Below are 12867 nucleotides of genomic sequence, written 5' to 3'. Positions count from 1 at the left end.
ATCCGGGGCACTTAGACGAAGCAGAGCGACAGCGGTTCGGCGATGTAGGCCGGTTTGTCCGAGCCTTCTATCTCCAGTGTCGCGGTGGCCTTGAGCAGCCATTGACCGGGTTTTTTCTCGGTCACTTCGGCCAGATCGACTTTCAGGCGAACTTTCGAATTGACCTTCACCGGCTGGATGAAGCGCACGCTGTCCAGGCCGTAATTGACCACCATCTTCAGGCCTTGCGGCAGCACGAGGATGTCTTCCATCAGTTTCGGGATCAGCGACAGCGACAGGAAACCGTGAGCAATGGTGCTGCCGAAAGGCGTTTGCGCGGCTTTGACGGGATCGACATGGATGAACTGATAATCCCCGGTGGCTTCGGCGAACAGGTTGATGCGCTCCTGATCGATGGTGAGCCATTCGGAACGTCCGAGTTCCTTGCCGACATAATCTTTGAGCTCTGCAACTGGAACATAGGGCATTGAGACTCTCCTTGGGTTCATCGGTTTTATAGTTTTTCAGGTGGGGGATTTGACCGCCCTGCGAACCACTGTAGATCAACATGGCGATTTGCTCCGGTCAACCGACCATGCTTTTGGCGAATGCCGATGCATAGCGCCGGCGTGCTTATAATGCGGGGCGCTTTTTCACAGGGGATGTCGGATGTTGTTACGTGGCCTGACCATGCTGGTGCTGTTCCAATTGCTCGGCACCGCGCTCAACCACTTGCTGCTGCCGGTGCTGCCGGGGCCGATCATCGGCCTGCTGCTGTTGCTGGTGTTCCTGATCATTCGCGGCGAAGTCGCTGAACCGCTGAACCTTGCTGCCGGCAGCCTGCTGCGCTATCTGCCGTTGCTGCTGGTGCCGCCGGCGGTGGGCGTGATGGTGTATGCCTCGGCGATTGCCGCTGACTTCTGGGCGATTGTCGGTGCGCTGGTGCTGTCGCTGATTCTGTCGATGGCGTTCGCCGGGGTGCTGATGCAACGCCTGGTCAAACGTCACGCACCGCGCTCGGAGGAAACCTGATGCTCTTCGATTGGCAAGGTGCCTGGGCTTCGGTCATCCATCATCCGCTATTCGGCATCGGCATCACCCTCGGTGCCTATCAGCTGGTGCTGGCGGCGTTCGAGAAAACCCGCTGGATCTTTCTGCAACCGGTGCTGGTCTCCATGCTGTTGGTGATCGGCGTGCTGGTCGGCTGTGGCCTGACTTACGCCGAGTACCGCAAAAGCACCGAGATCCTCAGCATTCTGCTGGGCCCGGCCACGGTGGCACTGGCGGTGCCGCTGTATCTGAACCTCAAACGCATCCGCCAATTGTTCTGGCCGATTTTTACTACGCTGGTGATAGGCGGGGTGGTTGCCACCGGCATGGGGGTTTTGCTGGGATGGTGGTTCGGTGCCGATCATATGATCCTGATGACCATGGCGCCGAAGTCGGTGACCTCACCGATTGCGATGCTGGTGGCCGAGCAGATCGGTGGCGTCGCGGCGCTGGCGGCGGTGTTCGTGCTGATCACCGGGGTGATCGGGGCGATCTTCGGCCCGGCCATGCTGACCCGGCTCGGTGTCCACAGCCCCGAGGCGCGCGGCATGGCGCTGGGCATGACCGCTCATGCGGTCGGCACCTCGGTGGCGTTGCAGGAAAGCGATGAGTGCGGCGCCTTCGCGGCGCTGGCGATGAGTCTGATGGGCGTGGCCACGGCGGTGTTCCTGCCGTTGGCGGTGTCGATGGTGGTCTAAGGAAATGTCTATGAGTCTGCCGCTTTTTCCGCTCAACACAGTGCTGTTTCCCGGCTGCAACCTCGACTTGCAGATCTTCGAGGCGCGCTACCTGGACATGATCGGCCGCTGCATGAAACAGGGCGGCGGTTTCGGCGTGGTGTGCATCCTTGACGGCCACGAAGTCGGCGTTGCGCCAGAAGGCTTTGCCCTGGTCGGCTGCGAGGCGCGGATCACCGATTTCCAGCAACAGGACAACGGTCTGCTGGGGATTCGCGTGCAGGGCGGGCGGCGTTTTCAGGTGCTGCGCACTGATGTGCAGCGTGATCAGTTGATACTCGCCGACGTCGAGTGGCTGGACGATGAGCCGGAGCAACCGCTGCAGGACGAAGACGCCGATCTGGTGGCGCTGCTCAAGGCCTTGGCCGAACACCCGATGGTCGAGGCTTTGAACATGGGCACTGAGGCCTTGGGCCAGCAGTCACTGGCCAATCAACTGGCGTATCTGCTGCCGTTCGCCGAAGAGGACAAGATCGACCTGCTGCAACTCGACGATCCGCAGCAGCGGCTGGATGCGATCCAGGCGCTGCTTGATGAACTGCAGGGCGAGTTGTTCGCCTGAGCGTCAGTAGGCGTAGCGCAGCATCGTATGCGGCAAATGCCGCAGAACAAAGAAGCCGAACAGCGCGACCAGTGCCGGCAGCACCAGCCACCAGACTTTCTGCGGCATGGGTTCAAGCGGCGTGTTGCGCTGGCTCAGCCACAAGGCAGCAGCGCAGACGCACGCTGCCAGCATCGCCCCGGCCAGAATATCGGTCGGCCAGTGCGCGCCCAGATACACCCGTGACAGCGCAATCGCCATGGCCGGAATACAGCCGAGCAGCAGCCACGTCAGGCGCATGCGCGGCGGTTGTCCGCGTCCGGCCAGCACGGCGAGGGTCAGGAACAACGCAAACGACCCTGACGCATGGCCGCTGGGCATGCTGAAGCTGGTCAGCGGTTCGGTCAGAACTTCCGGTCGAACACGAGCGAAGAATTGCTTGGTCGCGGTGTTTGCCAGCGCCGTGAACAGCAGTGTGCCGCCGACGAAAATAGCCTGTCGCCATTGCTTGCACAGCAACAGCAGGCCGGTCAGCAATGCACTGAACACGAACATGTTGCGGAACTCACCGATCAGCGTGAAGGTGACCGCAATCTCATCCAGCACGGGTTGACGGTGCTCCTGCACCAGCGTCATCACACCCTGATCGAGCGCACTCAGATACGGATAGCCGACGAACAGGCCGAGCAGAATCAACAGACTCATGCTGCTGATCCACAGCGTGGCGCGGCGATGCTGACGCAGGCTGCTGTTGACGCTCAGGCCGACCATCACCGCGATACTGCCGGCGACGATCCCGGCTTGCAGCCAGAAACCTTCCGGTAATGGCAGGCGGATTGCCGCGCCGGTGGCCCAACCCGGCAGCAGGTAGGCGACGCTCCAGCCGGCAGCGGCCAGCAGACTGACGGCGGCGAAGCGTGGGAAGGGCATGTCGCACATGCCGGCGACCATCGGCAGCATTGGCCGCAGCGGGCCAATGAAACGGCCGACCAGCAGGCTGGCAATGCCGTAACGCTGGAAGTAGGTTTCGGCCCCGGCCATCCATTCCGGGTGATGGCGCAGGCCGGGCAAACGGCGGATGTTCTGGTGGAAATGCCGGCCCAGGTAATACGACACCGCATCGCCCAGAATCCCGCCGAGAAAGCCCAGCAGCAAGGTTTCACTCAGCGACAGTGCGCCGCTGCCGGCCAGTACGGCCACGGCAAACAACAACACAGTGCCGGGCACGATAATTCCGGCAATCGCCAGACACTCCACGAATGCGACGATAAACACCGCAGCGGCCAGCCACTGCGGATTGGCGGCGAGCCACCCGGTCACGCTATCGAGCCATGGGCCCATACAAGCAACTCCATCAAATCTTCAAATTGGCCCCAAAGGGTGCAGGCTACTTTCAACAGCACTCAGTTCCCCTGTGGGAGCGGGCTTGCTCGCGAATGCGCTGTGTCATTCAACTTATCCGCTCCTGACACGGCCCTTTCGCGAGCAAGCCCGCTCCCACAGGGGGATTTCATCTATTTCAAATCCGTCACTTCAGGACAGCAAAAAATAATCGCGACCTTCGACCTGACCCCGGCGCAGCGGGTTCCGCGTACACCACTGGGCATACGTGGCGTCGACGAAGCGGTACATCAGGTGTTCGTCACGGCCATGGGGGATGCCCAGGCGAGTGGTCTGGATAATCTGGGACGGCGCCGGCCCGGTGTCTTCCACCAGTATCCGCTCATGATCGAAACGCTTGGCGTCCCACATTGGTACTTTCAGGCCCAGCGCCTTGCACAGCAGCGTCTGTCCGGCGCAAAGCTTTTGTGAAGGGCGCGGCCGACCCTGAGTGTCAGGGTTGTTCAGCAGCATCTGCGCCAGACTCGCCTGCCCGCTGATTTCATCGACCCAAGGGTAGGCGGACTTGATCAGCACCGCGTTGCCTGGCCCCTGGGCGCTGAAGTTCAGCGAATCGCCGCCCCGGGCGTAGTACATATAGATGTGCCCACCGTCCAGAAACAAAGCCTTACGCTTTTCCGTATAACCGAGCGACGCATGACTGCCTTTTTCCGCGCAGTAATAGGCTTCGGTTTCGATGATCCGGGCGCTGAGCCACAGATCGCCGACCCGGTGGCGGATGACTTTGCCGAGCAGATCGCAGGCCAGCACTTGCGCGTCACGGTCGAAAAAAGCGTCCGGAAGGCCCAGTGGCAAGCGCTCGGCGGTGGCGCGAACGGTCAGGTTGGACATGGCAAACGAGGTTTATCCAGGCGGAAGAGGTCGTGATGATAGCAATCCGAGGCTTAATTACGGCTGAACGTCGGCAAATTGCAGTCCATTTCGACCATCCGCCTGTCACCGCTGTTAGTCCCGGGACGCGACAGCTATAATCTGCCGCTTTCCTCTTTGCCAAGACCCCAGCAGACCATGACTGAGTCCGTTCTTGACTACATGACCCGATTGGGTCGCGCCGCCCGCGAAGCTTCCCGGGTCATCGGCCGTGCCAGCACCGCGCAGAAAAACCGCGCCCTGCAGGCTGCTGCCAATGCGCTGGACGCCGCGCGCGCCGAGCTGGCAGCAGCCAATGAGCGCGATCTGGCCGCCGGTCGCGCCAATGGTCTGGAGCCGGCCTTGCTGGAACGTCTGGAACTGACCCCGGCACGCATCGACGGGATGATCGTCGGCCTGCGTCAGGTCGCGGCACTGCCGGACCCGGTCGGTGCGATCCGCGACATGAGCTTTCGTCCGTCCGGCATTCAGGTTGGCAAGATGCGCGTGCCGCTGGGCGTGATCGGGATCATCTACGAATCCCGGCCCAACGTGACCATCGATGCCGCCAGCCTGTGCCTGAAGTCCGGTAACGCGACCATCCTGCGCGGTGGTTCCGAGGCGATTCATTCCAACCGGGCGATTGCCGCGTGCATTCAGCGCGGTCTGGCCGAGGCCGAATTGCCGGCAGCCGTGGTGCAAGTGGTCGAAACCACGGATCGCGCCGCCGTCGGCGCGATGATCACCATGCCCGAGTACGTCGACGTGATCGTGCCACGCGGTGGTCGGGGCCTGATCGAGCGCATCAGTCGCGATGCGCGCGTGCCGGTGATCAAGCATCTGGACGGCATCTGCCACGTGTATGTCAGCGAGCACGCGGATCTGGCGAAAGCCCAGCGCATCGCCTTCAATGCCAAGACTTACCGTTATGGCATCTGTGGCGCGATGGAGACCTTGCTCGTCGATCAAAGTGTTGCCAAGGATTTCCTGCCGTCGATGGCTGCCCAGTTCCGCGAGAAAGGCGTCGAGCTGCGTGGCTGCGAACGCACCCGGGCGCTCATCGACGCGGTGCCGGCCAGCGAAGACGACTGGAGCACCGAGTATCTGGCGCCGATCCTGTCGATCCGCGTGGTCGACGGACTGGACCAGGCCATCGAACACATCAACCATTACGGCTCGCATCACACCGACTCGATCGTCAGCGAAAACCTTGCGGACACCCGGCGTTTCGTCGCGGAAGTCGACTCGGCGTCGGTGATGATCAACACCCCGACCTGCTTCGCTGATGGATTCGAATACGGATTGGGTGCCGAGATCGGCATTTCTACTGATAAGCTGCACGCCCGCGGCCCGGTGGGCCTCGAAGGGCTGACCTGCGAGAAGTACATCGTGGTCGGTGATGGCCAGTTGCGCGGCCAGGCGACGGTCTGACTTGACCGACCTCGACCTGACAGCGCCGCTGCCTGACAGCGAACTCCGACCCCGGCGCATCGGCGTACTGGGCGGCACGTTCGATCCGGTGCACATCGGCCATTTGCGCGGTGCGCTGGAAGTCGCCGAAGCGCTGGCGCTCGACGAGCTGCGCATGATGCCCAGCGCCCGGCCGCCGCATCGCGATACGCCGCAGGTATCGGCGCAGGATCGGCTGGCAATGGTTGAATGCGCGGTGGCCGGAGTGCCGCCGCTGGTGGTGGACGCCCGCGAATTGCAGCGGGACAAGCCGTCCTGGACCATCGATACCCTGGAGTTGATGCGTGCCGAAATGGCCGCCGAGACCCAGGTTTTTCTGCTTTTGGGCTGGGACGCATTTTGCGGCCTGCCCACTTGGCACCGCTGGGAAGAGTTGCTCCAGCATTGCCACATCCTGGTGCTACAGCGCCCGGACGCCGACAGCGAACCGCCGGATGCCTTGCGCAACCTGCTGGCAGCGCGTTCGGTGAGCGACCCGCTGGCCCTGAAAGGGCCGAGCGGACAGATTGCATTCGTCTGGCAGACACCGCTCGCGGTTTCCGCCACCCAGATCCGTCAACTGCTGGCCAGCGGTAAGTCGGTACGTTTCCTGGTGCCCGACGCGGTCCTGGCCTACATCGATGCGCACGGTCTGTACCGTGCGTCGAACTGAACAAGGCGTGCTTCACTGATACGAATCCACGTATCGCCAAGCCGCCGAATACATGAGCAAAACGAGTTTTATATGACTGACAAAGATGTAAGCAAAGTTAAGCGTAAAGGCACGTTCAAGAGCGCGCCGCTGCCGGAAGTGGCCAACACCAACGAGCCGCTGAAAGGCGACGAACTGGTCAAGGTTGCCGTGGCCGCCCTGGAAGACGTCAAGGCACAAGACATCCAGATCATCGATGTTCGCGACAAGCAGAGCATCACCGACTACATGATCATCGCTACCGGTACGTCCAATCGCCAGATCAACGCGATGCTGGACAAGGTCCGTGAAGAAGTGAAAAAGCAGGGCGCCAAGCCGCTGGGCGAAGAAGGCAAGGGCGACAGCGACTGGGTGCTGCTCGACCTCGACCTGGTGATCGTGCACATGATGACTGCCTCGGCGCGTCAGTTCTACGACCTGGAACGCCTGTGGGCCGGTGCCGAGCAAAGCCGTGCGGCAGACGCCAGGCACCACAGCCCGGAAAACACCCACGAGCATTTCACCAAGCTCAACAAAGACCAGCTGTAAGGGATTGCTGTGCGACTGCGACTGATCGCCGTCGGTTCACGCATGCCCAAGTGGGTGGAAGAAGGCTGGCATGAATATGCCAAGCGTCTTCCGTCCGAGCTGGCGCTGGAACTGGTGGAAATTCCGCTCAATACCCGTGGCAAGAACGCCGACGTGGCCCGTTTCATCCGTCAGGAAGGCGAAGCCATGCTGGCCAAGGTCGGGCCGAACGAGCGGATCGTCACGCTGGAAGTCCACGGCAAGCCCTGGAGTACCGAGCAGCTGGCGGTCGAACTCGACCGTTGGCGGCTGGATTCGCGCACGGTCAACTTCATGGTTGGCGGCCCCGAAGGGCTGGCGCCGGAAGTCTGCGCCCGCGCCGATCAGCGCTGGTCGTTGTCGCCGTTGACCTTGCCGCACCCGCTGGTGCGGATCCTGATCGGCGAACAGCTGTACCGTGCCTGGACCGTGCTGTCCGGTCACCCTTACCACAAGTAGTCCTGCCCTCATGTCTCAGCCGATCCGCATCAAGGACCACGAAAAGGACGCCCGCCTGGTGCGTAGCCGCGTCGTGTTCGGGGCCATTGCGGTCATGCTGTTGATCTGCGTATTGATTGCGCGGCTGTACTACTTGCAGGTGATCCAGTACGAGTACCACTCGACGCTCTCGGAAAACAATCGCGTCCACGTGCAGCCGATTCCGCCGACCCGCGGCTTGATCTTCGACCGCAACGGCGTGGTGGTGGCGGACAACCGCCCGAGCTTCAGCCTGAGCATGACCCGCGAGCGTTCCGGCGACTGGCAGCAAGTGCTCGATGTGATCGTCGAAGTGCTGCAGTTGACGCCCGAGGACCGGGTGATCTTCGAGAAGCGCATGCGTCAGGGGCGCCGGCCGTTCGAGCCGGTGCCGATCCTGTTCGAGCTGACCGAAGAGCAGATCGCCCGGATCGCGGTGAACCAGTTCCGCCTGCCAGGGGTGGAAGTGGTCGCGCAGCTGGTGCGCCACTACCCGCAGGGCGCTCACTTTGCGCACTCGGTGGGTTACATGGGGCGCATCAACGAGAAAGAGCTGAAGACCCTCGACCCGGTCAATTACAGCGGCACTCACCACATCGGCAAGACCGGCATCGAGCGTTTCTACGAGCCGGAATTGCACGGGCAGGTGGGTTACGAGGAAGTCGAGACCAACGCCCGAGGCCGCGTATTGCGCGTGCTCAAGCGTACCGATCCGATTCCCGGCAAGGACATCGTCCTGAGCCTGGACATCAAACTGCAGGAAGCGGCCGAGGCCGCGCTGGGCGGGCGCCGTGGCGCGGTGGTAGCGCTCGATCCGAATACCGGCGAAGTGCTGGCGATGGTCAGTCAGCCGAGTTTCGACCCGAACCTGTTCGTCACCGGCATCAGCTTCAAGGCCTATGCCGAGCTGCGTGATTCCATCGACCGGCCGCTGTTCAACCGGGTGCTGCGCGGTCTGTACCCTCCGGGTTCGACGATCAAGCCAGCGGTGGCGATTGCCGGTCTCGATGCCGGTGTGGTGACAGCGTCGAGCCGGGTGTTCGACCCCGGTTACTACATGCTGCCCAACTACGATCATAAGTACCGCAACTGGAACCGTACCGGTGACGGCTTCGTCGATCTCGACACGGCGATCATGCGTTCCAACGACACCTACTTCTACGACCTGGCGCACAAGCTGGGCATCGATCGGTTGTCGGCCTACCTGAACAAGTTCGGCATCGGCCAGAAGGTCTCGCTGGACATGTTCGAAGAATCCCCCGGCCTGATGCCGTCCCGCGAGTGGAAACGCGCGACGCGCAAACAGGCGTGGTTCCCGGGCGAAACCCTGATTCTGGGGATCGGCCAGGGCTACATGCAGTCCACCCCGTTGCAACTGGCGCAGGCTACGGCGCTGGTGGCCAACAAAGGCATCTGGAACCGGCCGCACCTGGCCAAGACCATCGAAGGCGCCAAACCGGTAGACGAAAACCCGATGCCGGATATTGTCCTGCGCGATCCGTCGGACTGGACCAAGGTCAACCACGGCATGCAACAGGTTATGCACGGCGCCCGGGGTACGGCGCGCAAGGCGGCGATCGGTGCGCAATACCGCATCGCCGGCAAGTCCGGTACGGCTCAGGTGGTCGCGATCAAGCAAGGTGAGAAATACGACCGCTCCAAAGTTCAGGAGCGCCACCGCGACCACGCCTTGTTCGTCGGTTTCGCCCCGGCCGACAACCCGAAAATCGTGGTCTCGGTGATGGTCGAGAACGGTGAGTCCGGCTCGGGTGTCGCCGCGCCAGTGGTGCGTCAGGTCATGGATGCCTGGCTTCTGGACCAGGATGGTCGGTTGAAGGCCGAATACGCCGGTCCTATCAGTGCGGAGGCTACGGCCCGTGATGAATAATTTTGATCGCATGCTCTCCAGCGAGGATGTGATGCGTCGCCGCGCGACGCTGCTGCAACGTCTGCATATCGATGGCCCGCTGTTGATCCTGCTGCTGATTCTCGCCGCAGGCAGTCTGTTCGTGCTGTATTCGGCCAGCGGCAAGAGCTGGGATCTGCTGGGCAAACAAGCCACTTCGTTCGGCATCGGCCTGGTGTCGATGATCGTCATCGCCCAGTTCGAACCGCGTTTCATGGCGCGCTGGGTGCCGCTCGGTTACGTGGTCGGCGTGGTGCTGCTGATGGTGGTGGACATCATGGGCCACAACGCCATGGGCGCGACGCGCTGGATCAACATCCCCGGGGTGATCCGCTTCCAGCCCTCGGAATTCATGAAGATTTTGATGCCGGCGACAATTGCCTGGTATCTGTCCAAGCGCACACTGCCGCCGCAGCTCAAGCATGTGGGCATCAGCCTGTTGCTGATCGGTGTGCCGTTCATTCTGATTGTGCGCCAGCCCGACCTTGGTACGTCGCTGCTGATTCTGGCCGGCGGCGCGTTCGTGCTGTTCATGGGCGGGCTGCGCTGGCGCTGGATCCTCAGCGTGCTGGCCGCCGCCGTACCGGTGGCGATCGCCATGTGGTTCTTCATCATGCACGACTACCAGAAGCAGCGGATCCTGACCTTCCTCGACCCGGAAAGCGATCCGCTCGGCACCGGCTGGAACATCATCCAGTCGAAAGCCGCGATCGGTTCCGGCGGTGTGTTCGGCAAGGGCTGGCTGCTGGGCACCCAGTCGCACCTGGACTTTTTGCCGGAAAGCCACACCGACTTCATCATCGCCGTCCTCGGCGAAGAGTTCGGTCTGGTGGGCATCTGCGCGCTGCTGCTGATCTATCTGCTGTTGATCGGTCGCGGGCTGGTGATTACCGCCCAGGCGCAGACGCTGTTCGGCAAACTGCTCGCCGGCGCGTTAACCATGACGTTTTTTGTTTATGTTTTCGTCAACATCGGTATGGTCAGTGGCCTGTTGCCGGTGGTGGGGGTGCCGTTGCCGTTCATTAGCTACGGAGGAACTTCGCTGGTGACACTGCTGTCAGCGTTTGGGGTTTTGATGTCGATTCATACGCATCGCAAGTGGATCGCACAGGTTTGAATAAGGTGAAGAGTTCAATGCAAGTCATGCGCAGCTGGGCGACTCGTTACGCGCCGTGGGTCGGCCTGGTCGGCATCCTTGGCAGCGCGCAGGAAGCGTTGGCCGGCGATTACGAAGGCTCGCCGCAGGTGGCCGAATTCGTCGGTGAAATGACCCGCGACTACGGTTTTGCCGGTGAGCAACTGATGGCGGTGTTTCGCGAGGCCCAGCGCAAGCAGGCGATTCTCGACGCCATCTCCAAACCCGCCGAGCGGGTCAAACAGTGGAAAGAATATCGCCCGATGTTCATCACCGACGCGCGCATCGCCCGTGGTGTGGACTTCTGGCGCCAGCACGAGGCCGTACTGGCCCGTGCCGAGCAGGAATACGGCGTACCGGCACAAGTCATCGTGTCGATCATCGGCGTCGAGACCTTTTTCGGACGTAATACCGGCAATTACCGGGTGATTGATGCATTGTCCACGCTCGGTTTCGACTATCCTCCCCGTGCCGAATTTTTCCGCAAGGAATTGCGTGAGTTCCTGCTGCTGGCCCGTGAAGAACAGGTCGATCCATTGACCCTCAAAGGCTCATACGCCGGGGCGATGGGCTTGCCGCAATTCATGCCGAGCAGCTTTCGCGCCTATGCGGTGGATTTCGACGGTGACGGTCACATCAATATCTGGACCAATCCGGACGATGCGATCGGCAGCGTGGCCAGTTACTTCAAACGGCATGGCTGGGTCGCCGGGGAACCGGTGGTCAGTCGCGCCGATGTGCGCGGCGAGCAGGTCGATGAAGGCCTGACCACCGGCATCGAGCCGACGAAAACGGTCGGAGAGTTGCGGGCGCTGGGCTGGTCAAGTCATGATGCGCTGCGCGATGATATGCCGGTTACTGCATTTCGCCTCGAAGGCGACAACGGCCCTGAATACTGGATGGGCCTGAAGAATTTCTACGCGATCACGCGTTATAACCGCAGCGTGATGTACGCCATGGCCGTACATCAACTGTCTGAAGAGCTGGTAAAAGCACGGGGCGTCAAGTAATGCGGGCATTGCCTATCAATAAACCCCTGAAGCTGGTGGCATTCGCCGCGTTGGCGGTGCTGGTCGCCAGCTGTTCGACCAGCCGCGCGCCAACCCAGAAGACCTCGTCTACCGCCGTACGTGCGCAGCCGGGGCTGGACATCAACCGCGCGCACAAAGACGGCGCGCCGTGGTGGGATGTCGATGTTTCGCGGATCCCGGACGCCACGCCGACCCTGCACACCGGCCCGTACAAGGCCAACCCTTACACCGTGCTGGGCAAGACCTATTTCCCGTTGCAGGAATCCAAGACCTACGTCGCCTCGGGCACGGCGTCCTGGTACGGCACCAAGTTCCACGGGCAGAACACCGCCAACGGCGAAGTGTATGACCTGTACGGCATGAGTGCCGCCCACAAGACTCTGCCACTGCCAAGTTACGTTCGGGTGACCAACCTGGACAACAACAAGAGCGTGATCCTGCGGGTCAACGATCGCGGGCCGTTCTATTCGGACCGGATCATCGACTTGTCCTACGCGGCCGCGAAGAAGCTCGGTTATGCCGAAATCGGCACCGCGCGGGTCAAGGTCGAGGGCATCGATCCGCAGCAATGGTGGGCCGCGAAGGGCCGTCCGGCGCCTTTGATGCTCAACGAGCCGCAAGTCGCGCAGAATAGCGCCCCGGTGATCACGGCGTCGGCCGGTACCATCGAGCAGTGGACCCCGCCGCCGCAGCAACATGCCTCTGACACTGTACCTGTACAGATCAGCGCAAAAAAAAACGCTTCTGCACCAGCGTCTGGCCAGTATCTGCAGGTGGGCGCGTTCGCCAACCCGGACGCTGCAGAACTCCTGAGGTCGAAGCTCAGCGGGATGGTGAGCGCTCCGGTGTTCATCAGCTCGATCGTGCGCAATCAGCAGACCCTGCACCGGGTACGCCTGGGGCCGATCGGTTCGCCGGGTGAAATCGCCCAGGTGCAGAACAGCGTGCGCCTGGCCAACCTCGGTTCGCCGAGTGTGGTCACAGAGTAAGAAACGTAGCACTTGATTGACGGTTCACTTGCGGTTTTGGGGGGTGAACCAGGTTGTTGGCTCGT

14 protein-coding genes are annotated in these 12867 nt (G+C 61.8%); 11 read left to right on the top strand and 3 right to left on the bottom strand.

What is annotated here, in order from left to right:
* Positions 1–11 precede the first annotated feature (11 nt).
* Positions 12–467, bottom strand: coding sequence for a MaoC family dehydratase (locus tag ACVHNU_RS21425; protein WP_003228575.1), 456 nt, complete (start codon positions 465–467; stop codon positions 12–14).
* A gap of 181 nt (positions 468–648) precedes the next feature.
* On the opposite strand from ACVHNU_RS21425, the gene ACVHNU_RS21420 reads away from it, so the two are divergent.
* Genes ACVHNU_RS21420 through ACVHNU_RS21410 form a run of 3 tightly spaced genes read left to right on the top strand, consistent with a single transcriptional unit; the run spans position 649 to position 2328 of the window.
* Positions 649–1011 (top strand): CidA/LrgA family protein, encoded by a 363-nt coding sequence (locus ACVHNU_RS21420; RefSeq protein ID WP_201136485.1) that lies wholly within the window; start codon positions 649–651, stop codon positions 1009–1011.
* Positions 1011–1727: an LrgB family protein gene (locus ACVHNU_RS21415; RefSeq protein WP_003228570.1), complete on the top strand. Its 717-nt coding sequence runs from the start codon at positions 1011–1013 to the stop codon at positions 1725–1727. The genes ACVHNU_RS21420 and ACVHNU_RS21415 overlap by 1 nt, the downstream gene beginning before the upstream one ends.
* Positions 1728–1737: 10 nt before the next feature.
* Positions 1738–2328 (top strand): LON peptidase substrate-binding domain-containing protein, encoded by a 591-nt coding sequence (locus tag ACVHNU_RS21410; RefSeq protein ID WP_103486258.1) that lies wholly within the window; start codon positions 1738–1740, stop codon positions 2326–2328.
* A gap of 3 nt (positions 2329–2331) precedes the next feature.
* On the opposite strand, the gene ACVHNU_RS21405 is transcribed toward ACVHNU_RS21410, so the two are convergent.
* Positions 2332–3648 carry a bifunctional DedA family/phosphatase PAP2 family protein gene (locus ACVHNU_RS21405; protein ID WP_003228566.1) on the bottom strand — a complete coding sequence of 439 codons (1317 nt, stop codon included), beginning with the start codon at positions 3646–3648 and terminating at the stop codon, positions 2332–2334.
* 192 nt (positions 3649–3840) lie between these two features.
* On the bottom strand, positions 3841–4539 hold the full coding sequence (locus ACVHNU_RS21400; protein ID WP_262141403.1) for a DNA-3-methyladenine glycosylase: 699 nt from the start codon (positions 4537–4539) through the stop codon (positions 3841–3843).
* A gap of 177 nt (positions 4540–4716) precedes the next feature.
* On the opposite strand from ACVHNU_RS21400, the gene ACVHNU_RS21395 reads away from it, so the two are divergent.
* From ACVHNU_RS21395 to ACVHNU_RS21360, 8 genes are all read left to right on the top strand, one after another.
* The gene (locus tag ACVHNU_RS21395; protein ID WP_473018267.1) at positions 4717–5988 is read left to right on the top strand and encodes a glutamate-5-semialdehyde dehydrogenase; all 1272 of its coding nucleotides are present in this window, start codon (positions 4717–4719) and stop codon (positions 5986–5988) included.
* On the top strand, positions 5957–6679 hold the full coding sequence (nadD, locus tag ACVHNU_RS21390; protein ID WP_103486254.1) for a nicotinate-nucleotide adenylyltransferase: 723 nt from the start codon (positions 5957–5959) through the stop codon (positions 6677–6679). Before ACVHNU_RS21395 ends, nadD begins: the two co-directional genes overlap by 32 nt.
* A 72-nt stretch (positions 6680–6751) precedes the next feature.
* Complete coding sequence (gene rsfS / locus ACVHNU_RS21385) at positions 6752–7246, top strand: ribosome silencing factor (protein WP_003228555.1); 495 nt, start codon at positions 6752–6754, stop codon at positions 7244–7246.
* A 9-nt stretch (positions 7247–7255) separates the two neighbouring features.
* Positions 7256–7723, top strand: a complete 468-nt coding sequence (gene rlmH, locus ACVHNU_RS21380) for a 23S rRNA (pseudouridine(1915)-N(3))-methyltransferase RlmH (protein ID WP_003185785.1) — start codon at positions 7256–7258, stop codon at positions 7721–7723.
* 10 nt (positions 7724–7733) lie between these two features.
* The gene (mrdA, locus tag ACVHNU_RS21375) at positions 7734–9629 is read left to right on the top strand and encodes a penicillin-binding protein 2 (protein ID WP_003228554.1); all 1896 of its coding nucleotides are present in this window, start codon (positions 7734–7736) and stop codon (positions 9627–9629) included.
* 31 nt (positions 9630–9660) lie between these two features.
* The gene (gene rodA, locus ACVHNU_RS21370; RefSeq protein ID WP_049827977.1) at positions 9661–10764 is read left to right on the top strand and encodes a rod shape-determining protein RodA; all 1104 of its coding nucleotides are present in this window, start codon (positions 9661–9663) and stop codon (positions 10762–10764) included.
* Between the two features lie 17 nt (positions 10765–10781).
* Complete coding sequence (mltB, locus tag ACVHNU_RS21365; protein WP_007960589.1) at positions 10782–11792, top strand: lytic murein transglycosylase B; 1011 nt, start codon at positions 10782–10784, stop codon at positions 11790–11792.
* The gene (locus ACVHNU_RS21360; protein WP_007960588.1) at positions 11792–12802 is read left to right on the top strand and encodes a septal ring lytic transglycosylase RlpA family protein; all 1011 of its coding nucleotides are present in this window, start codon (positions 11792–11794) and stop codon (positions 12800–12802) included. The genes mltB and ACVHNU_RS21360 overlap by 1 nt, the downstream gene beginning before the upstream one ends.
* Positions 12803–12867: the final 65 nt, after the last annotated feature.

The sequence above is a fragment of the Pseudomonas sp. Ors-4-3C genome (assembly GCF_055755035.1).
This window is presented reverse-complemented; position numbering and strand designations above follow the sequence as displayed.

Coding starts and splice junctions, on each gene's coding strand:
- rodA (WP_049827977.1), top strand. CDS start 9,661: ATGCGTCGCCGCGCGACGCTGCTGCAACGTCTGCATATCGATGGCCCG.
- ACVHNU_RS21410 (WP_103486258.1), top strand. CDS start 1,738: ATGAGTCTGCCGCTTTTTCCGCTCAACACAGTGCTGTTTCCCGGCTGC.
- ACVHNU_RS21415 (WP_003228570.1), top strand. CDS start 1,011: ATGCTCTTCGATTGGCAAGGTGCCTGGGCTTCGGTCATCCATCATCCG.
- ACVHNU_RS21405 (WP_003228566.1), bottom strand. CDS start 3,648: ATGGGCCCATGGCTCGATAGCGTGACCGGGTGGCTCGCCGCCAATCCG.
- mltB (WP_007960589.1), top strand. CDS start 10,782: ATGCAAGTCATGCGCAGCTGGGCGACTCGTTACGCGCCGTGGGTCGGC.
- nadD (WP_103486254.1), top strand. CDS start 5,957: ATGGCCAGTTGCGCGGCCAGGCGACGGTCTGACTTGACCGACCTCGAC.
- ACVHNU_RS21400 (WP_262141403.1), bottom strand. CDS start 4,539: ATGTCCAACCTGACCGTTCGCGCCACCGCCGAGCGCTTGCCACTGGGC.
- ACVHNU_RS21360 (WP_007960588.1), top strand. CDS start 11,792: ATGCGGGCATTGCCTATCAATAAACCCCTGAAGCTGGTGGCATTCGCC.
- rsfS (WP_003228555.1), top strand. CDS start 6,752: ATGACTGACAAAGATGTAAGCAAAGTTAAGCGTAAAGGCACGTTCAAG.
- ACVHNU_RS21395 (WP_473018267.1), top strand. CDS start 4,717: ATGACTGAGTCCGTTCTTGACTACATGACCCGATTGGGTCGCGCCGCC.
- ACVHNU_RS21420 (WP_201136485.1), top strand. CDS start 649: ATGTTGTTACGTGGCCTGACCATGCTGGTGCTGTTCCAATTGCTCGGC.
- mrdA (WP_003228554.1), top strand. CDS start 7,734: ATGTCTCAGCCGATCCGCATCAAGGACCACGAAAAGGACGCCCGCCTG.
- ACVHNU_RS21425 (WP_003228575.1), bottom strand. CDS start 467: ATGCCCTATGTTCCAGTTGCAGAGCTCAAAGATTATGTCGGCAAGGAA.